Source organism: Streptomyces sp. NPDC024698, from assembly GCF_055559015.1.
In genome coordinates, this window is the sequence record NZ_JBVHLK010000022.1 from 54,115 (window position 1) to 72,581 (window position 18,467).

At 70.7% G+C, this 18,467-nt stretch carries 15 protein-coding genes; 4 read left to right on the plus strand and 11 right to left on the minus strand.

From position 1 onward, the window contains the following. Positions 1–8: 8 nt before the first annotated feature. On the minus strand, positions 9–368 hold the full coding sequence (locus ACZ4AA_RS32075; RefSeq protein WP_037627175.1) for an NADH-quinone oxidoreductase subunit A: 360 nt from the start codon (positions 366–368) through the stop codon (positions 9–11). Positions 369–1,091: 723 nt separating this feature from the next. Here ACZ4AA_RS32075 and ACZ4AA_RS32080 point away from each other — a divergent pair. Further along, positions 1,092–1,925 carry a C40 family peptidase gene (locus ACZ4AA_RS32080; RefSeq protein WP_467610554.1) on the plus strand — a complete coding sequence of 278 codons (834 nt, stop codon included), beginning with the start codon at positions 1,092–1,094 and terminating at the stop codon, positions 1,923–1,925. A gap of 94 nt (positions 1,926–2,019) precedes the next feature. Here ACZ4AA_RS32080 and ACZ4AA_RS32085 read toward each other — a convergent pair whose 3' ends face one another. Then, positions 2,020–3,372 carry a geranylgeranyl reductase family protein gene (locus tag ACZ4AA_RS32085; protein ID WP_467610557.1) on the minus strand — a complete coding sequence of 451 codons (1,353 nt, stop codon included), beginning with the start codon at positions 3,370–3,372 and terminating at the stop codon, positions 2,020–2,022. Positions 3,373–3,419: 47 nt separating this feature from the next. On the opposite strand from ACZ4AA_RS32085, the gene ACZ4AA_RS32090 reads away from it, so the two are divergent. Together ACZ4AA_RS32090 and ACZ4AA_RS32095 are read left to right on the plus strand one after the other, a co-directional pair. Beyond that, complete coding sequence (locus ACZ4AA_RS32090; protein ID WP_467610560.1) at positions 3,420–3,926, plus strand: GNAT family N-acetyltransferase; 507 nt, start codon at positions 3,420–3,422, stop codon at positions 3,924–3,926. A gap of 231 nt (positions 3,927–4,157) precedes the next feature. Next, positions 4,158–4,490 carry a PASTA domain-containing protein gene (locus ACZ4AA_RS32095; protein WP_467610562.1) on the plus strand — a complete coding sequence of 111 codons (333 nt, stop codon included), beginning with the start codon at positions 4,158–4,160 and terminating at the stop codon, positions 4,488–4,490. A gap of 74 nt (positions 4,491–4,564) precedes the next feature. On the opposite strand, the gene ACZ4AA_RS32100 is transcribed toward ACZ4AA_RS32095, so the two are convergent. From ACZ4AA_RS32100 to ACZ4AA_RS32120, 5 genes are all read right to left on the minus strand, one after another. Next, the gene (locus ACZ4AA_RS32100) at positions 4,565–5,260 is read right to left on the minus strand and encodes a demethylmenaquinone methyltransferase (protein ID WP_467610564.1); all 696 of its coding nucleotides are present in this window, start codon (positions 5,258–5,260) and stop codon (positions 4,565–4,567) included. 167 nt (positions 5,261–5,427) lie between these two features. Beyond that, positions 5,428–6,960, minus strand: a complete 1,533-nt coding sequence (locus tag ACZ4AA_RS32105) for a M12 family metallo-peptidase (protein WP_467610566.1) — start codon at positions 6,958–6,960, stop codon at positions 5,428–5,430. A gap of 115 nt (positions 6,961–7,075) precedes the next feature. Then, on the minus strand, positions 7,076–8,389 hold the full coding sequence (locus ACZ4AA_RS32110; protein WP_467610568.1) for an acyltransferase family protein: 1,314 nt from the start codon (positions 8,387–8,389) through the stop codon (positions 7,076–7,078). Further along, positions 8,390–10,594, minus strand: coding sequence for a bifunctional polysaccharide deacetylase/glycosyltransferase family 2 protein (locus tag ACZ4AA_RS32115; protein WP_467610570.1), 2,205 nt, complete (start codon positions 10,592–10,594; stop codon positions 8,390–8,392). Beyond that, positions 10,591–10,977: a hypothetical protein gene (locus ACZ4AA_RS32120; protein ID WP_467610573.1), complete on the minus strand. Its 387-nt coding sequence runs from the start codon at positions 10,975–10,977 to the stop codon at positions 10,591–10,593. The genes ACZ4AA_RS32115 and ACZ4AA_RS32120 overlap by 4 nt, the downstream gene beginning before the upstream one ends. A gap of 308 nt (positions 10,978–11,285) precedes the next feature. Between ACZ4AA_RS32120 and ACZ4AA_RS32125 the strand changes: the two genes are divergently transcribed. Further along, positions 11,286–12,317 carry a chitinase gene (locus ACZ4AA_RS32125; RefSeq protein WP_467610577.1) on the plus strand — a complete coding sequence of 344 codons (1,032 nt, stop codon included), beginning with the start codon at positions 11,286–11,288 and terminating at the stop codon, positions 12,315–12,317. A 43-nt stretch (positions 12,318–12,360) separates the two neighbouring features. Here the strand turns inward: ACZ4AA_RS32125 and ACZ4AA_RS32130 are convergent, their stop codons facing one another. The 4 genes from ACZ4AA_RS32130 to ACZ4AA_RS32145 form a co-directional block, all read right to left on the minus strand. Next, a complete protein-coding gene (locus tag ACZ4AA_RS32130) occupies positions 12,361–12,960 on the minus strand; it encodes an imidazolonepropionase-like domain-containing protein (protein ID WP_467610579.1) in 600 nt (199 codons plus the stop codon). Positions 12,961–12,967: 7 nt separating this feature from the next. Continuing rightward, on the minus strand, positions 12,968–14,167 hold the full coding sequence (gene mqnC, locus ACZ4AA_RS32135) for a cyclic dehypoxanthinyl futalosine synthase (protein WP_467610581.1): 1,200 nt from the start codon (positions 14,165–14,167) through the stop codon (positions 12,968–12,970). 176 nt (positions 14,168–14,343) lie between these two features. Continuing rightward, entirely contained in the window at positions 14,344–15,081 is a 738-nt protein-coding gene (locus tag ACZ4AA_RS32140; protein WP_467610583.1) for a prepilin peptidase, read from the minus strand. A 101-nt stretch (positions 15,082–15,182) separates the two neighbouring features. Beyond that, a complete protein-coding gene (locus ACZ4AA_RS32145; protein WP_467610585.1) occupies positions 15,183–18,245 on the minus strand; it encodes a BTAD domain-containing putative transcriptional regulator in 3,063 nt (1,020 codons plus the stop codon). Positions 18,246–18,467: the final 222 nt, after the last annotated feature.

The window sequence follows — 18,467 nt, forward strand, 5'->3', positions numbered from 1 at the left end:
AAGGCCCCTCAGTCCCATTCCAGGCCGCCGCGCCGCCACACATACGCGTAGGCGACGAAGACGGTGAGCACGAAGAGCAGCATCTCCACGAGCCCGAAAACACCCAGGGCGTCGAAGGTGACGGCCCAGGGGTAGAGGAAGACGATCTCGATGTCGAAGACGATGAAGAGCATCGCCGTCAGGTAGTACTTGATGGGAAAACGCCCACCGCCGACCGGCGTGGGGGTCGGCTCGATGCCGCACTCGTAGGCGTCGAGCTTTGCGCGGTTGTACCGCTTCGGACCGATCAGCGTGGCCATGACCACGGAGAAGATCGCAAAGCCTGCCCCGAGGGCTCCCAGTACGAGGATCGGCGCATACGCGTTCACGCTCCTCGCTCCTCTCAGTCGGCACTGACTGGTGGCGGTTCGGCGAGCCTGCACCCCTGCCTCGTCAGCACCGCGAACCCCACCCGTCCCGGCGAAGATCGCGGACATGTGAAGCAGGTCACAAGCCCAACTGCCTCGCATCTTATGCCCGGCGGTCTGTGATCTGCGACACGGGGTATTGCCTTAGCTTTGTGATCTCCACCACCTGACGAACGATCATGAAGTCGGATGAGCAGTGATCTTCACACGCGAAGCGTCAGGTCGATCACCAGACGTGACATTTTCGCTCATCATCGCAGGCCGGGAGGGTCGTCTCCATATCAAGAGACTTCCGCTGCATGCAAATTGGCGCTGGACGCACCCCCTTGATAGAGGAGCGCGTTCACACTTCGGAGGGACCGAGGGGACCGATGTGGACACGTGCACGCGTTCACATGCGGGGGCGGGGCGGGGACCGCCGGGGTTCACGCGCGGGACGCGACCGCCCGGGTGACCGTTCCGTGACCTGCACCACATCTACCTATGGGTCAGATAAGCCGGGCTTGGCCATCCTCTTCAACCGGTGGTAGGCGGCGGGCAATTCGGACGTAATGCGGAAAGGCCATGATCACGGCCCTGATGGACAGTGTCCGCAATGCCCGTTACGGCGTCAATAAAGAGTGACGGGCGAGGAATTCGGCGACCGATTGAACAACTGTGGCGCACCACACGTTTCTTGAAGGTATGGAGGAGCCCCTGGTACCGCTAGTACCCATGTCCCACACCGCACACATACGAAGCCACCGGAAACCCCGTCGCAACGCCCCGTCGCTCGCGATGCGCGCCGGAGTTGCCGGTGGCGTCCTCAGCACCCTGGCCGTGGCCGCGGCCGCGGGTTCGGCGAGCGCCGCCGAGCCCGTGACCCAGACCATGGAGCTGCCGACCCTGACGGCCGACCTGGCCACTCAGGTCGCCGAGTCCGCGGACGCCACCCAGCAGGCCGCGGCCAACTACCAGCTCCAGGCGGAGCGCGACGCGGCGGCCGCCAAGGCCGCCAAGCAGGCCAAGGCCGACCTGGCGGACGCCAAGAAGAAGGCCGAGACCAAGAAGAAGGCGGAGGCCGCGCGAAAGGCCGCCGCGGCCGACGCCGTCTCGCGCTCCTCTGCGCGGTCCGTCCTGTCGGCGAGCGCCACCACGTCCACGAACGTCGCCGCGCCGGCCAGCGGCAGTGTCGCGACGGTCATCGCCTTCCTCAAGGCACAGGTCGGCGACGCGTACGTCATGGGCGGCACCGGACCCAACGCGTGGGACTGTTCCGGTCTGGTGCAGGCGGCGTTCAAGCAGGTCGGCGTCGACCTGCCGCGCGTCTCGCAGGACCAGTCGGTGTCCGGTACGCCGGTTTCCCTGTCCAATGTCCAGGTCGGCGACATTCTGTACTGGGGCTCGGCGGGGTCGGCCTACCACGTCGGCGTGTACATCGGTAACGGCCAGTACCTGGACGCGGCCAACCCGTCCAAGGGCGTCGTGATCCAGGACCTCTCGGGCTACCCGGCCACGGGCGCGGTGCGCGTGCTCTGACCCCCGGGTGAACAGCCGAAAGGACCGCTTCCTGTGCGGGGAGCGGTCCTTCTGGCTGTCCGGGCGGGCGGCCCGGGGCGGGATTCCCGCCGGGTCAGGCCTTCGGGGCCACCTTCGAGAGACCGTTGATGATGCGGTCCATCGCGTCACCGCCGGTCGGGTCGGTGAGGTTCGCGAGCATCTTCAGCGTGAACTTCATCAGCATCGGGTGGGTCAGACCGCGCTGGGCGGCGATCTTCATGACCTTCGGGTTGCCGATGAGCTTCACGAAGGCGCGGCCGAGCGTGTAGTAGCCGCCGTAGGTGTCCTTGAGGACGCGCGGATAGCGGTGGAGAGCCAGTTCGCGCTGACCGGGGGTGGCGCGCGCGTGGGCCTGGACGATGACGTCGGCCGCGATCTGGCCGGACTCCATGGCGTAGGCGATGCCCTCGCCGTTGAAGGGGTTCACCAGGCCGCCGGCGTCACCCACGAGCAGCAGGCCCTTGGTGTAGTGAGGTTGACGGTTGAAGGCCATCGGGAGGGCCGCGCCGCGGATCGGGCCGGTCATGTTCTCCGGGGTGTAGCCCCAGTCCTCCGGCATCGAGGCGCACCACGCCTTCAGGACCTCGCGCCAGTCCAGCTCCTTGAAGGAGTCGGAGGTGTTGAGGACACCGAGGCCGACGTTCGAGGTGCCGTCGCCCATGCCGAAGATCCACCCGTAGCCGGGCAGCAGACGGTCCTCGGCACCCCGGCGGTCCCACAGCTCCAGCCAGGACTCCAGGTAGTCGTCCTCGTGGCGCGGCGAGGTGAAGTACGTACGGACGGCGACGCCCATCGGGCGGTCCTCGCGGCGGTGCAGGCCCATGGCGAGGGAGAGACGGGTGGAGTTGCCGTCCGCCGCCACCACCAGCGGGGCGTGGAAGGTCACCTCCCGCTTCTCCTTGGAGTCGGCGTCGCCCAGCTTGGCGTGCACGCCGATGATCCGGCCGGTGCGCTCGTCGAGGATCGGGGCGCCGACGTTGCAGCGCTCGTGCAGCCGCGCACCCGCCTTCTGCGCCTGCCGTGCCAGCTGCTCGTCGAAGTCGTCACGCTTGCGCACGAGTCCGTAGTCGGGGAAGGAGGCGAGATCCGGCCAGTCGAGCTGGAGGCGGACGCCACCGCCGATGATGCGCAGGCCCTTGTTACGGAGCCAGCCGGCCTCCTCGGAGATGTCGATGCCCATCGACACCAGCTGCTTGGTGGCGCGCGGGGTCAGTCCGTCACCGCAGACCTTCTCGCGCGGGAAGGCCGTCTTCTCCAGGAGCAGGACGTCGAGCCCCGCCTTCGCCAGGTAGTAGGCGGTGGTGGAACCGGCTGGCCCCGCCCCGACGACGATGACGTCGGCGGTGTTCTCGGAGAGTGGCTGGGACTCGGTCACGGCGGGGTCTCCCCAAGACTCGAAATGAACGTGCCGACGGGCACTGGACATGGGCAGTCTATGCAGCGGTACCGATCACCCGGCTGAAGGGCTGCCCCGTGAACCGAGCTCTCCCCGATGTACGCCTGCGCGTGCCCACCGACGAGGACGCCCTCGCGTGGCACCGGGTGTTCGACGACCCCGAGGTCATGCAGTTCCACGGGGGCCGCGCGGCCGAACGGTCCGTCTACGAGGAACTCACCGCGCGCCAGCGGCGGCACGACGCGGAACGCGGGTTCTGTCTGTGGACGATGCTCGGGCCCGGGGACGAGGTGCTGGGCTTCACGGGCGCGCAGCCGTGGCCGCACGCCTGGGGTCCGGCCGGGAAGATCGAGATCGGCTGGCGGCTGGGGCGGGCGCACTGGGGCAAGGGGTACGTCACGGCGGCGGCGCGCACCACCCTGGAGCGGGTCCGCGCGGCGGGCGTCACGGACGTGGTCGCCATGGTCGACGCGGGCAACGCCCGTTCCATCGCGGTGACGAGACGGCTCGGGATGGAGCTCGCGGAACGGTTCACGCTGCCCTCCTCCCAGCATGAGGGACACCGCTACCGGCTGACCCTGTGACCGTGACCGGGCTGCCCTGGGGCCGCCGGCGACCATCCGGCGCCGAGACCGCAGGCGGCAGGCCCGGGCGGCCGGGCCTGTGACCGTGACCGGGCGGCCATGTGACCCCCGGCGGGGCCGGGCGCCTCACCGTCGCCGGGGCCGGCCCCGGGCAGGGGCCCCGCGCCTTCCGACGGGTTCCCGAAGGGCGGGGCGAGGCCTACCCTTCCGGTACCGCTGGGGGTGACGTCTGTGCGCATAACACCCAAGACACCCGAAGTGCGCGTGCCGCGGCTCGTCGGTCTGATGGCCATGGACGCGCGAGAGACGGCTGAGGCTCGCGGTGTTCTGCTCGCCGCGCCCGACCGGCCCGATTTCCATCGGACGGTCGTCGACTACGTCGTACGGCAATTTCCGCAGCCCGGGGCCGAGGTGCCGCGCGGAGCCGTTGTCACGGTGTGGTTCGACCTCGGGGACGCGGAGGGGGGCGCCGGGGTGCGTGAGCCCCGCCCGCCCCGCCCGCCGTCGGGCGGGCTCCGCCGCGAACTCGACCTGCCCGGCCTTCCGTTCGAGGTGCTCAGGTAGCGGTGACCGCAGGCAGGTCGCCCCGGTGAGCGGGTCCGAGCGGGGTCAGGCGCGTGCTCGCGCGCGGGGTCGGATCAGACCTGCTTGTAGCCCCGGTGGAGGGCCACGATGCCGCCCGTCAGGTTGCGCCAGGCCACCTTGGACCAGCCGGCCTTGATCAGCCGCTCGGCCAGCTCCGGCTGGGTCGGCCAGGTGCGGATGGACTCGGCGAGATAGACGTACGCGTCCGGGTTGGAGGAGGCGGCGCGGGCGACCGGGGGCAGCGCGCGCATCAGGTACTCGGTGTAGACCGTGCGGAACGGCGCCCAGGTGGGGTGCGAGAACTCGCAGATCACGACACGCCCGCCCGGCTTGGTCACGCGGTACAGCTCGCGAAGGGCGGTGTCGGTGTCCTGGACGTTGCGCAGTCCGAAGGAGATGGTGACGGCGTCGAACGTGTCGTCCTTGAACGGCAGCTTCGTCGCGTCGCCCGCGGTCAGCGGCAGCCAGGGGTGGTTCCGCTTGCCGACGCGGAGCATCCCGAGGGAGAAGTCGCAGGGGACGACGTACGCGCCGGTGCGGGCGAAGGGGAGGGAGGAGGTCGCGGTGCCGGCCGCGAGGTCCAGGATCTTCTGCGCGGGGCGCGCGTCGACCGCCTTCGCGACCTCCTTGCGCCACGCCCGGTCCTGGCCGAGCGACAGCAGGTCGTTCGTGAGGTCGTACCGTTCCGCCACGTCGTCGAACATCGAGGCGACTTCGTGCGGCTGCTTGTCCAGGGATGCGCGGGTCACCGTCCCATTGTGGCAGTACGGTCCCGGCGGCTCCGAGGCGCCCGGCCGCGGACGGGGCCCGCGGACGAGAAGTGCGCCGCACCCGCCCCGTGAAGCACGGAGAGGGTACGGCGCGTCCCGCCGCCGGTGGTCCCGCGGCCGGTGCGGCCGCTGTCCGGCGCCGGGTTCTACTGCGGGGGCTCCGGGACCTCGGCGAACAGCGCGGTGAGGGTGTGGTTGGCGTTCATCGTGATCGTGTAGTTGGGCGTGGTGTCGGTCTGGGGCACACCGTCGACCTCCCAGCCGGTGAACCGGAAGCCGGGGTCCGTCTCGGCGGTGACGGTGACCTGCGTGCCGGGGTCGTACGGGCCGTACTCGCTCGGCTTGAGCCTGCCTCCGGCGACGGGGCTGGCGTTCATGGTGAGGGAGACCCGGTTGGTGACCAGGGAGGCCCGGTAGCCGGCCAGGAACTCCGCGGCCCGCGTCGCGACGGCGGCGTTGTTGTTGTTCTCGTCGCCGAGGGCCTGCCCGTTGAGCAGGTTGACGGTGTTGGAGTACTGGTTGACGACCGTGCACCGCAGATTGCAGGCGCTGGAGTAGGCCATGATCGTGTGGTGCCGCTGGTCGGCGGTGACCCAGCCGTAGTTCTGGGTGCCCACGGGAGTCGTGCCGCCCTGGTCCACGACCGTCTTGCGGTCGTGCATGAGGCCGAAGTTGTGGCCGATCTCGTGCGCGAGGTTCTCCCACGCCGTGATGGAGAAGGCGCTGGTGACCGAGAAGGCGTTGCCGCTGGTCCCCGGGCCCGCCGGGTTGGGCAGGTTGGCCTGCCCGGAGCTGTCCTCCGCCGGGATGGCGGCGATGAGCGCCACCAGGTCCGCGCCGAAAGCCGTCCTCTGGGCGGCGGCCGTGACGCCGAGGGTCGGGTTCAGGGGGTTGCTGACCATGCTCAGCAGGGTTCCGGCGTTCTCACGGGCGACGCCGGTCGCCTGGGTCTGGTAGGTGTTCACGACATGCACGCTGGCGGGCACCTCGCTGGTCGCGAGCGCCCGGTTGAGCTGGTTCACGCCGTACCGGATACGGCTCTGGACCGCGGAGACCGAACCGAGTTCGGTGACGGTGGCCGGGGTGTAGGCGACGACGATGTCGATGGCCGCCGGATTGTCGGGGGTGGCGACCCGGCGGCCCGGCTGCGGCCTGACCGACCTGGTCGGCGGCACGGTGACCGTGTCGACGCCCTGTCCGCTCGGGGGCAGTTTCAGGGCGTCGATCTCCTGGAGCAGGTACCGGCCGGGACGCTTGGCCAGCGGCTTGTACACGTACTGGCGGAAGCCCTCCTCGATCTCGCCGGACAGGGTGACCGGACCGGCGACACACGCTCCGATGATGGACACGGAGATCGTGTTCTCCGGGTGCTTCGGATCGTGGCCGGACCAGAACACCGTGCCGTCCGGGTCCTGGCGCTTGAAGTCCTCGATCGCCGTGAAGCCCCTGCTGTGTTCGAAGAGCGGGAAGGTGCGGGTCTCGGGGACTCCGTCCTTCTGTCTCTTGCACAGTGAATGGAAGTCCTTGGGATTCGCGCGCATCACCGCGCTGCGCTTCACCCAGGGTTCGGGGTTGTGCCCACGGCCGGCTCCGGCGGCGGCGGGGGCGTTCAGGGCCAGCGACAGGGCGGCGGTGAGGGCGGTCGCCGCGGTGGACGCGGCGAGCAGGGAACGACGCATGGGGGACGTCAGCCTCTCTGTGGGAATTTCTCCCATGCTCGTGACCAAGATCGTGTCCGGCTCGCTGTAGGCGTCCCCGCACGGCCAACCGGGGCGAGATTCACCCTTCGAGCCGCTACGGCAGCAGCCGGGGCCTCTTCCTGGCGGCCACGTCCTCGACCCAGCCGAACAGGAGGATCGCGATCCAGACCAGCACCCATCCGACGGCGAACATGAACCACTGGCTCTCCAGGGGCAGCCACTTCTCGAACGCCGGCACCTTCCAGAACTGGTCGATCAGCGGGACGGCCAGGATCAGCGCGATCTCGTGCCAGAGGTAGATCGTCACCGCGCGCCCGTTGAAGACCGTCACCGCGCGGTCGAGCCGTCGGAAGCGGGCCAGCCAGGCGAAATCGACGTCGTGGTACGCCTTGAAGTACATCAGCGGCGTCACGAAGCCCGCCGACCAGAAGGCCTGGGCGAGAGGGTTCTCGTCGAGGTCGTACGTGCCGAACTCCGACCGGTGCGCGAGGGCGAACCAGCCGCCGTACGCGAGGGCGGCGGCCGAACCGAGGACGACCACGGCCGGCTTCAGCCGCTGGAGCACCCCGTCGCGGTGGGCGAAGCCGAGCAGCCAGCAGAAGAGATAGGTGGCGAGGTCGGTGAGGGCGCTGCCGAAGCGGTCGTAGGAGGGCTGCCATCCGTAGCGGAGGAGCACGATCGGCATGAGCGAGAGGATCAGGACCGGGACCGGGGCCTTGCGGAAGATCTTCAGCAGCAGGGGGGAGAGGAGCACGAACCAGAGGTACGTCCGCAGGTACCAGAGGATCTCCCAGGCCTGCTCGCCCCACCGGTCGCCCGGGGGGTCGCCGACCGGGACGACCCAGAACACGATCTGCCGGCCCGGCATCCAGCCGTGGATCAGCATCGCCGGCACGACGAAGAAGCCCCAGAACCAGAACGGCGGCAGCAGTCGCCGCATCCTGCTTCGGATCACCCCGAACGCGGGGCGCTCCAGGGATCTGGCCATCAGCGTGCCGGCGAGCGCGAACATCACGCCCATCGACGGGAAGACGAGTCCCGCCCAGGCCCAGCCGAAGGTGTGGTAGGCGACGACACGGACCAGGGCCACGGCGCGGAGGGTGTCGAAATAGCGGTCACGGCCCCCTGATCTCCCTTTCGGGGCCGGAGGAGCCGCCGCGGCCTCGTCTCCGCCCTCGGCCGTCAGCCGCACCTCCATGGAGACCGCCCCCGGCTCCTCGGGAACGTACGGCCACTGCTCCTCGTACGGGCTCGGCGCCTCGTACGACCACTGCTCCGCGTACGGGATCGGCTCCGCGTCCGGGATCGGCTCCTGGCACGGGATCGGCTGCTCGTACTGCTGCCAGGGGCCGGGATACGCCTGCTGCCCGTACTGCCCTCGCTGTTCCTGTTCCGGCGGCCGGCTCATCTAGCTCACCCCCGCCGGGGTTCCGACCTCGCCCGTGCGTTTGAGCTTCTGCCAGCGGAGGCGGCCGCCGGTCAGGGCCGTGACGCAGGAGTGGATCAGGACCAGGTACATCATCTGGCGGTAGGCGAGCTGCTGGAGCGGCAGCATCGCCAGGTAGCGGTACTTCTCCCCGTCGAGCCGGAACGCGTAGGCGGCGCAGATCAGTTGGACGGCGAGGACGGCCAGCCAGGCGAGCAGCGCGGCCCTGAAGTCCACGAAGAGCATCGAGTAGGCGGTGAACACGTCGATGAGCGGGGCGAACACCGGCGTGACGATCTGGAAGAGCACCACCAGCGGCATGCCCACGCGACCGAAGCGACCCGAAGGGCCCCTGTCCGTCAGGGACTTGCGGTGCTTCCACAGCGCCTGCATGGTGCCGTACGACCAGCGGTAGCGCTGCGACCACAGCTGCTTGAACGAACCGGGCGCCTCCGTCCAGGCCTTGGCGTGCTCCTCGTAGACGACCCGCCATCCCGCGCGGTGCATGGCGATGGTGATGTCGGTGTCCTCGGCGAGCGTGTCCTCGCTCATGCCGCCGGCCTCCAGGACCGCGTCCCGGCGGAACGCGCCGATGGCACCGGGGATGGTGGGCATGCAGCGCAGCAGGTCGTACATGCGGCGGTCGAGGTTGAAGCCCATCACGTACTCGATGTGCTGCCAGGCGCCGATCATGGTGGTGCGGTTGCCGACCTTCGCGTTGCCCGCGACCGCCCCGATCTCCGGATCGGCGAAGGGCTGCACGAGCCGGCGCACGGCGTCCGGCTCGAAGACGGTGTCGCCGTCCATCATCACGACGATGTCGTGACGGGCTTTGCGGACACCGTTGTTGAGGGCGGCGGGCTTGCCGGCGTTCTCCTGTCGGACGACCCGGACGTTCGGCATGCCGAGCGACTCCGCTATCTCTGCCGTGCCGTCCTCGGAACCGTCGTCGACCACGATGATCTCGATCGGATGCGTGCTCCGCGCCAGCGACTTGAGGGTGCCCGCGATGCACTCCTTCTCGTTGTACGCGGGCACGATCACGGTCACCGGCCGGGTGACCTCGGGCCCCCAGCTGAACCTCCCGCCCCGGCCGCGTCCGCGGTTGCGCTGCCGGTGGTGACGCCGGGCGAGGACCAGCATCATCGCGAACCGGCTCATGACGGCGACGCCGACGACGAGGAGGAACCAGGACAGCGCCGGCACGACCCATTCGGCGACCACCACGGCGTAGACGAGCGCCTTGCCCTCGTAGAGGGTCGCGCCGGTGGCCCTCCGCTGGGCGGTCTGGGCGACACGGTCCGCCCCCAGCATGGCCTGGGCGCCGCTGACGGTGGTGAAGATGTACCCCTTCGCCTTCATCTTCTTGATGTACGTGCCGAGCGCGGCGACCGTCTGCGAGCGGTCGCCGCCCGCGTCGTGCATGAGCACGATGGCGCCCTCGTCGTTCTTGGGCGTCGCCCAGCGGACGATCTTCGCGACGCCCGGCTTCTTCCAGTCGTCGCTGTCGGTGTCCACGAAGACGCTGGTGTAGCCGAGGCCGCCGAGGTCCTTGTAGACGGGCCAGCTGTAGTTGTCGACGGCGCTGATCTCCGACGAGTACGGGGCACGGAACAGCGTGGTGGTGACACCGGCCGCGCCCGCGAGGGCCAACTGGGTCTGCTTCAGCTCGCGTCGGAGGCGCGCGGTGCTCTGATAGGAGAGGTCGACGTGGGTGAAGGTGTGGATGCCGACCTCGTTGCCCTGGTCCACCAGGGTCTTCACCACGTCCGGGTAGCGGGAGATCATCGAGCCGACCATGAAGAAGGTGCCCTCGACGTCGTTCTCCTCCAGGACCTTGAGGACCTGGGGCGTCCAGTCCGCGGTCGGCCCGTCGTCGAAGGTCAGCACGATGGTCTTCCTCGGTACGGACTGCGTCCTCGCGGTGCCGCCCGCGAACGTCAGGACGGGTCCGCCGTCGAGGATCTTCTGCGGCACCTCGTCGTAGGCCGCTCCGTCGCGCACCCGGGCGTCGTTGCCGATCTCGGACCGCAGATAGCCGTCGAGCAGCATCACGCTGACGAGCGCCAGCAGGAGCAACAGGGCGAGGACGGCACGGGGTTTCTGAAGCGCCGCGGCCTTTCCGACGGCCCGCTCCATCCTGGAGGGGGCGCGCCGTCGGCCGCGCGGGGATGTGGTCGTGGTCATGAGGTCGGGTGCACCCCGCCGCTGGGGGCGATGGAACCGCGCGGCCCGCCGTGGCCCGTGCCGAAGCCGGCTCCGTAGCCCGTGCCGTCGCCCGCGGCGGGGGTCGTGCCGTAACCCGCGGCGGGGGCCGAACCGGATCGGCCGCCGTCGAAGGGGAGGAGCGAGGACGGCGTCAGGGAGGTGCCCCAGCCCGTGAAGGCCATGCCGAGCACGACCGCGTAGCCGAGGCAGCCGACACCGACGAGCAGGCCGATTCTGGTCAGCAGGCGCGCGCGGCGCCCGGAGTTGTCGACGAACACGGGGCCGTCCACGGCCGCGCTGCCGCGTTTGCGGCGACGGCCACACACCTGGGCTGGGTTTTCGATGGCGGACTCGGATTGCATTCCCCAGACGGTAGGACGCTTTTATGTGTCGGAAACTCCGGCTTCTGCGTGAACGGCCCATGAGGGATGCCTCAGCCTGTAGTTTCTCTATGAGAATCAGGGAAAGCCCACGCGACCCGGACCCGATGGATATGGTCGATATACACCCATCGAATGTCCCCATCGCCCCGTTTGTCGGCGCCTTCTTCCCCGATTTCTCGGCGCGATCTCCATTCGTTAATCCGTTCCGGGTGTGACACATTTCCAGTCGAGAAACGACCGTTTGTTTCCGTCCTGAGACAGACATCACGAGAGCGGGTGCGTGCACAATGCGGAGTTTCCTCAAGCCGGCCGCGGGGCTTCTGTGCCTGGTGGCGCTGGCCTGTACGGGGTGCTCCTCGGGCGGCGCGTCCGACCCGGCGGCCGCGGGCGCCGGCCGGACCACGGCGGCGGCCCCGAACCCGGGCACGTCCCCGTCGCCGGCCACCTCGTACGCCCCGTACGTGAGCGCCACGACCGCCGCCGGCACCGACTCCGCGGGGTCGCCGACCACGTACAACCTCGCCTTCGTGATCTCGGACGGCAGCAACTGCACACCGGAGTGGGACGGCATGTACGCGATCGGGGACCCGGCCGTGAAGTCCCGTGTCTGGGCGCTCGCAAAATCCGGTGCCGGGGTACGGGTGTCGTTCGGCGGCGCGTCCGGCAAGGAACTGGCGTCGGCCTGCGACAGCGCGAGCGATCTGGCCGCCGCCTATGGCGCGGCACTGGACGCCGCAGGCTCCACACAGGCGGACTTCGACATCGAGGGCACCGAGTTGGGCGACTCCGCCTCGGTCGCGCTGCGCTCCGAGGCCATCGCGCTGCTCCAGAGGAAGCGCCCAGGACTGACGGTGTCCTTCACCCTGCCCGTGATGCCGTCCGGCCTGGACTCCGACGGGCTGGCTCTCCTGGAGTCCGCCAACGACCACTCCGTGGACGTCTCCACGGTCAACATCATGACCATGAACTACGGCAGTTCGTACGCCGGAGACATGGGCGACTACGCGATCGCGTCCGCCGAGGCCGCCCACGGCCAGCTGAAGAAGGTGTTCGGACTGTCGGACGCCCACGCCTGGCAGGGGCTCGCGCTCACCTCGATGATCGGCGTCAACGACGTGGGCGACGAGACGTTCGGGCTCGCGGACGCGGCGCAGGTAAGGGAGTTCGCCGAGAAGAAGGGCGTGGCCTGGGTGTCGATGTGGTCGACGTTCCGGGACCGGCAGTGCGAGAAGGGCAGCGCCACGGCGGGCGACGCGGCGACCGATTGCAGTGGCGTGAAGCAGAGTTCGGGAGCCTTCGCCCGGGCGTTCGCGGGCTGAGCCGGCACCCCGTGCTGTGATCAGGGCCGGGTCGGCGCCGTGATCAGCGGCCTCGGTACACCAGTCGTCCGCCGATCACGGTCGCCACGCAGGTCCCCGCGCCGCGCCGCACCAGTTCGTCGCGGTCCGCGACGTCGAACACGGCGAACCGGGCGGGACCGCCCGGCACCAGTTGCGGCAGCAGGATCAGCGGGGCCGGGGACAGCGCCGCAGGACCCGGGAGCCGGTCCGGTCGCCTTCCCACCACGAGTCCGGCCCTGCGCACCGCGTCGGCCACCGATCGCGACCGCAGGTCCCCGGCCACCGCCACCGTGCCGTGCGCCAGCATCCGCTGGATCCCGCGCCGCGCGCTGGCGCCGAGGCGTGTGGGTTCCGCGCGGAAGATCCGCTTGGCCCGCTCCCCGCCGATGGGCTCGGTGCCGAAGCCCTCGGCCTCGCGCGGGTCCGGGTGGTAGGTGGCTTCCAGCAGCTCAGGGCCGTACGGGTTCAGCAGTCCCGGCGTCAGGATGCCGGGCCAGCGCCGCACCTTCGCACTCGGATGGGCGGCGGCCAGCTCCTCGTACGGGCCGATGGCGGCGACGGCCGCCCCGTCGACCAGGAGCGCCGTCCCGGCCGACTCCTCGGCGATGTGAATCGTCAGCATGGGCGCGTCAGTTGGAGGCGAGGAGCTTCAGCTCGGGGTGTGCCGTGCCGCCCTCGATCGCCGTCGAGGAGATGTGGGACATGACGCGCTCGTCGACCGGGTCGTTCGCCGGGTCGTCGTGGACGACGATGTGCTCGTACGTCGTGGTCCGCTGCGCGGGAACCCGGTCCGCCTTGCGGATCAGGTCGATGATCTCCATGCGGTTGGAGCGGTGCTTGGCACCGGCGGAGGAGACGACGTTCTCCTCCAGCATGATCGAGCCGAGGTCGTCCGCGCCGTAGTGCAGGGAGAGCTGGCCGACCTCCTTGCCGGTGGTCAGCCAGGAGCCCTGGATGTGGGCCACGTTGTCCAGGAACAGACGGGCGATCGCGATCATCCGCAGGTACTCGAAGAGCGTCGCCTGCGTACGGCCCTTCAGGTGGTTGTTCTCGGGCTGGTAGGTGTACGGGATGAAGGCGCGGAAGCCGCCCGTCCGGTCCTGTACGTCACGGATCATCCGCAGGTGCTCGATGCGCTCGGCGTTGGTCTCGCCGGTGCCCATCAGCATGGTGGACGTCGACTCGACGCCCAGACCGTGCGCGATCTCCATGATCTCCAGCCAGCGCTCGCCGCTCTCCTTGAGCGGGGCGATCGCCTTGCGCGGGCGGGCCGGGAGCAGTTCGGCGCCGGCGCCCGCGAACGAGTCGAGACCGGCCGCGTGGATCCGCTGAACGGCCTCCTCGACGCTCACCTTGGAGATCCGGGCCATGTGCTCGACCTCGGAGGCGCCGAGGGAGTGGATGACCAGTTCGGGGTAGGCGCCCTTGATCGCGGCGAAGTGCTTCTCGTAGTACTCGACGCCGTAGTCCGGGTGGTGTCCGCCCTGGAACATGATCTGCGTGCCGCCGAGCTCGACGGTCTCCGCGCAGCGGCGCAGGATGTCGTCGAGGTCGCGCGTCCAGCCCTTGGCGGTGTCCTTGGGGGCCGCGTAGAACGCGCAGAACTTGCACGCCGTGACGCACACGTTCGTGTAGTTGATGTTGCGCTCGATGATGTACGTCGCGATGTGCTCCGTACCCGCGTACCTGCGGCGGCGCACCGCGTCGGCCGCGGCGCCGAGCGCGTGCAGCGGGGCGTCGCGGTAGAGGACGAGCGCCTCCTCCGGAGTGATCCGCCCACCCGCGGCGGCACGGTCCAGCACGGACTGAAGGTCGGCCTTCTCGGTCACCGGGAGCGTCCCTTTCGTAAGGGTTGTGGACAGACTCAACCACCCTACGCCAGCGCACCGCACCGGCCGACGCCAGCCCACCGACCCGGACGGCACCGGGCTCCCTGCGACCGGCCCGGCCGGCGCCCGGCCCACCTTCCCTCGGCACCGGGCGCCGTACCGTCGCCCCGGCCGACTCAGGCCGCGTAGGCCCCGATCAGCAGTCCCACGTACGCCCCCGCGATCAGGAAGGGGCCGAACGGGATCGACGTCTTGCGCCCCGCGCGCCGCGCGATCACCAGCACCAGCCCGTACAGCCCGCCGAACAGGAACCCGGCGAAGGTGCCCAGGACGACCACGCTCCACCCGTACCAGCCGAGCACCGCGCCGAGGCCGAGGGCGAGTTTCACGTCGCCGAAGCCCATGCCGTTCGGGTTGATGAGGAAGAGCACGAAGAACGCGCCGCCGAGCACGAGCGCCCCCAGCAGCGCCGTCAGCCACTCCCCCGCGTGTTCGGGCAGCAGGGCGGCCGCCCCGAGCAGCACCAGCGCCGCCGTCGCGAGCGGCAGGGTCAGCGCGTCCGGCAGCCGCTGCACTCGGAAGTCCACCACGGCGAGCAGCACGCCGAGCGGCGCGAGCAGCAGCCAGACGCCCAGCTCGGGGCGTGTCCCGGTGGCGAGGGCGAGCCCCGCGCAGAGCAGGGCGGTGACCGGTGCGACGAGCAGGACGCCGGGGCCGTAAGGGGTGCCGCCCGGGGAACGGGCGAGCCCGAGCCAGCCGCGCGCGGCCCCGGTGATCGGCTGCCCCTCGGGACAGCGGTCCCGCCACGGCTCGTCCGGGTCGACGGCGAAGCGGTAGGCGGGCCGGGGCACCAGAAGCCCCGCCGCCGCGCCCCACAGCGCGGCGGCGACGGTGATCCAGAGATCGAGATCCACGCGTTCCCCCCAGGAACAGTCCGGTACGACGGCCGCGAAGGCCGCGGAACCGCCACCGGCCGGTGACCGACCCCGAAAGGGGCCAGGCGGCCGAGCGGATGTCAGCCCACCGCGGCCGCGCCGTTTCGCCAGGCCGGCAGCAGTTCGTCGAGCAGTGCCTCCGTCCGGGGCGGCAGCCCCCGCGCGCCGCTGCGGACCACCAGGTCCGCGGCGAGCCGCCTCATCCTGTCCTCGTCCCCGGTCGCATGCGTCGCGCGCAGCAGTTCGTTCCACAGCCGCTCGTCCGCCGGCGCCGAGTTCATCGACGCGTTCAGCGCCTCGATCGCCTTCTCCGCCCGGTCCTTCTCCCGATGGAACGCGGAGAGTGCGAGCCCGATGTCCGCCACGAGCAGCGGCAGTTGGGCGTCGACGATCTCGTGGGTGAGCCAGCCGTAGCGGCCCTCGGGACGGTCGGCGAGCAGCGGACCGCGGACGAGGACGAGGGCGTCGGTGAGCAGCCGCCCGCGGACGACCCGGCTGTCGGCGCCCTTGCCCTGGGTCGCCTCGTGATAGAGGGAGCGCAGGACGTCCAGGTCGGAGACGACGGACTTGGCGAGCGTGAGCCGTCCGGTCGCGTCGGTGCCCAGGCGGGGTGTGCCGTCGGGGTCGACGCCGAGCCAGCCGCGCAGCCGCTCGACGAGGGCGTCCCGGACGTCCTCGGTGACTCCGCGCGGCCACAGCGCGGAGGACAGCACCCGCGGGTGCACCCCTTCGCGGTGCAGCAGGAGCAGCGCCAGCGCCTCGTGCAGCAGTGGACTGCGTTCGCCCTCGGGCGTCTCCAGGCCGATGATCTCGTACGGGCCCACGAGCCGCGCGTACACGGCGGGCCGCCCCTGTTCGCTGATGTCGACGAGGAACGGCGGGGTGTCGGTCGGGTCGTCGGGCCCGCCCTCCGGGTCCGACACGACGAAGAGTTCCACGACCGCCTGCTGCTGGGCGACCGGCAGCGACTGCGCGTCGAGTTCGAGGCCGAGGAGCGGCGCCAGCAGCTTGCCCTCGCGGGTGATCTCCATCTCCCAGGCCGCGCCCGGCAGTTCACCGGACTCGGTCCCGACGAGATAGCCGATCCCCAACCGTCCGGCGTCCGCGGCCAGTTCGGCGAGGGTGAGGGCGTCGGCCGGGGAGGGTTCGGTGGCGAGCAGGACCAGGTGCGGGGCCCAACGGGTGTGCTGGGCGGGCCCGGTGCGGCCGGTGAGCACGGAGTCGTGTCCGGCGGCGCCCAGCGCGCCGCGCCGCTGGCGCGTCTCGGCCTCCATCGTCTCGACGAGGGCCTCGACGCCGTCGAGGTGGCGCAGCCGGTTGGGGGCGAGCGGGGTCAGGTCCTCACCGAAGCCGACGAGGGTGATCGTCATGCGGTCCGACCAGCCGTTGGTGGCCAGTTCGGCGGCGACGGAGGCGAAGACGCCCGCGCGGTCGGACGCGCTGCCGCTCAGGGAGACGATGCCCGGCACGGCCTCCAGGTTGAGCAGCAGCCGCGAGTCGTCCATGGTGCCGAGGCTGACGAGGCCCGGGTAGGGGGCGGCGGTGTCGACCTCCTCGTACCGTTCGGCGTCCTCGCGGGTCAGCATCCAGAACGTCTGGTCCTGGCCGAGCCGCCACGGCGCGGGCGGCCTTCCGGCGGGCTGGGCGAGCTGGAGGTGCAGATCGCCGTTGCCGCCGAGCCAGGCCGCGTAGACGGTCGGCAGCGGGCGCGATTCGGCGGCGAGCGCGGCGGCGAGGCCGCGCAGCGACAGGTCGAGGAGGCGTACGGCCTCGGGGTCGGCGCCGACGAGCAGCGCGTCCTGGGCGTCCGCGGCCGATCCGGCCGGAACCGGCGGCTCCATGCCGCGCCGCCCGCCGACCGCTCCGAGCGCCGACTGCCACAGGGCCTGGCGGCGGCGCCGGCCCAGCGCGCCGAGGAGGCCCGCGGCGAGGAGGGGTGCGCCGAGGAGTGCCTCGGGCAGGCCGGAGGAGGATCCGCTCTCCTCGGCTGCCGACCGCGTGCCCTGTCCGTCGCGCGCGTTCGCGGGGGCCTCCTCGGAGGAGGTGCCCACACGCTCCTGACCGCGCTCGCCGCCGGCGCGCTGCTGGGGAACACGGAACTGCGCGGTGTCCCGGTCGTTCTGGCCGTTCTGGCCGCTCTGGCCGCTCTGGCCGCCTTGATCGCCCTGTCGGCCGGTGTCGCCGCCCTGTAGGCCGTCCGTCTGCTGCTGGTCGCCGGTCTTGGCGTAGTCGTGGATCTGCTGCTGGACCTGCTCCGGGATCCCGGGCTCGGCGCGGGGCATCTCGACGAGCTCGCCGCCGTGGGCGTCCCCGGGCATCTCCATGATCCAGCCGGGCCTGATGAGGCTGGCCTCGGACAGCTTGGACCCGTCGGGCTGCGTACGGTCCTTGTTGAGCTCGTAGATCTCCTTGTACCGGCGCCCGTCGCCCAGGTGGCGCTGCGCGACCTCCCAGAGCGAGTCGTGGTGACGGCCCTCGGGGGGCTGGATCCGGTAGAACTTCGTGTCGCCGTGCCGGGCGGAGGCGCCGCCGTCCGCCTGGGACGCGGCCCGGGACGCGGCGTCGGCGGCCTGCTCGGACACCGCCGCGGCGACTCCGGCTGCGGCCCGCTCCTGCTGCGCGAACAGTCCGGGAATCTGCTGGGCGGCGGCGACGGAACCCTGCCGGCCGGTCTCCGGGCTCTGCCCGAACTGGGAGAGGCCCGGGGTGAAGCTCGCGGCGGCCGCGCCGACGAGCAGGAGGGCCGCGACGAGCTGACGGGCCAGCAACTGGCTCGGCCCGGCGCCCGGAACCCGGTTCGGCAGCCCGATGCCCGACAGCGCGGCCTTCATCTCGACGAGCACGCACGCGGCGAACTGCGCCCAGGCGAACCAGACGAGGACCGTCAGCACATGGATGAACGTGCCGACGGTGATCTCCTGCTGGAGCCAGTCGAGCGAGGGGGCCCCGTGCGGCAGCGGCCACCCCACGGCGACCACGAGTGCGGCCGGCACACCGACGAGCAGCACCAGCAGGGCCGCGAACGCCCCGAACGCCTTCACGAAGTCCCCGAACGTCCGGCGGCGCCGGGGCAGGGGCTGCGGCGTCCGATTCCTCGGACCCGGCGAGCCGCCCGTCGGACTGGAGTTGGTGCGTCGGGCCATGGCGGGCGTCCTGGGGTCGTATGGGGAGGGCGTGAGTTCGGAGGTGAACCGAGCCTACTGAGAGTCTAAGGAGGGTGTCGAAGACCGAGGTGGCGGCATTGACGCCGCCTCGCCCGTTTCCTCACCAACCGCCCACGACAACCGAGTTACCCCACCACCCGAACCTCCACCGCCTCCGTTGACCCCGCACACCCTTCACGACATCCACCAGCAGGCCCCGAC

Excerpts from the sequence above, each read along its gene's own strand:
- ACZ4AA_RS32080 (WP_467610554.1), top strand. The coding sequence starts at position 1,092 with ATGGAGGAGCCCCTGGTACCGCTAGTACCCATGTCCCACACCGCACAC.
- ACZ4AA_RS32085 (WP_467610557.1), bottom strand. The coding sequence starts at position 3,372 with ATGTCCAGTGCCCGTCGGCACGTTCATTTCGAGTCTTGGGGAGACCCC.
- ACZ4AA_RS32105 (WP_467610566.1), bottom strand. The coding sequence starts at position 6,960 with ATGCGTCGTTCCCTGCTCGCCGCGTCCACCGCGGCGACCGCCCTCACC.
- ACZ4AA_RS32110 (WP_467610568.1), bottom strand. The coding sequence starts at position 8,389 with ATGAGCCGGCCGCCGGAACAGGAACAGCGAGGGCAGTACGGGCAGCAG.
- ACZ4AA_RS32115 (WP_467610570.1), bottom strand. The coding sequence starts at position 10,594 with ATGACCACGACCACATCCCCGCGCGGCCGACGGCGCGCCCCCTCCAGG.
- ACZ4AA_RS32120 (WP_467610573.1), bottom strand. The coding sequence starts at position 10,977 with ATGCAATCCGAGTCCGCCATCGAAAACCCAGCCCAGGTGTGTGGCCGT.
- ACZ4AA_RS32125 (WP_467610577.1), top strand. The coding sequence starts at position 11,286 with ATGCGGAGTTTCCTCAAGCCGGCCGCGGGGCTTCTGTGCCTGGTGGCG.
- ACZ4AA_RS32130 (WP_467610579.1), bottom strand. The coding sequence starts at position 12,960 with ATGCTGACGATTCACATCGCCGAGGAGTCGGCCGGGACGGCGCTCCTG.
- ACZ4AA_RS32145 (WP_467610585.1), bottom strand. The coding sequence starts at position 18,245 with ATGGCCCGACGCACCAACTCCAGTCCGACGGGCGGCTCGCCGGGTCCG.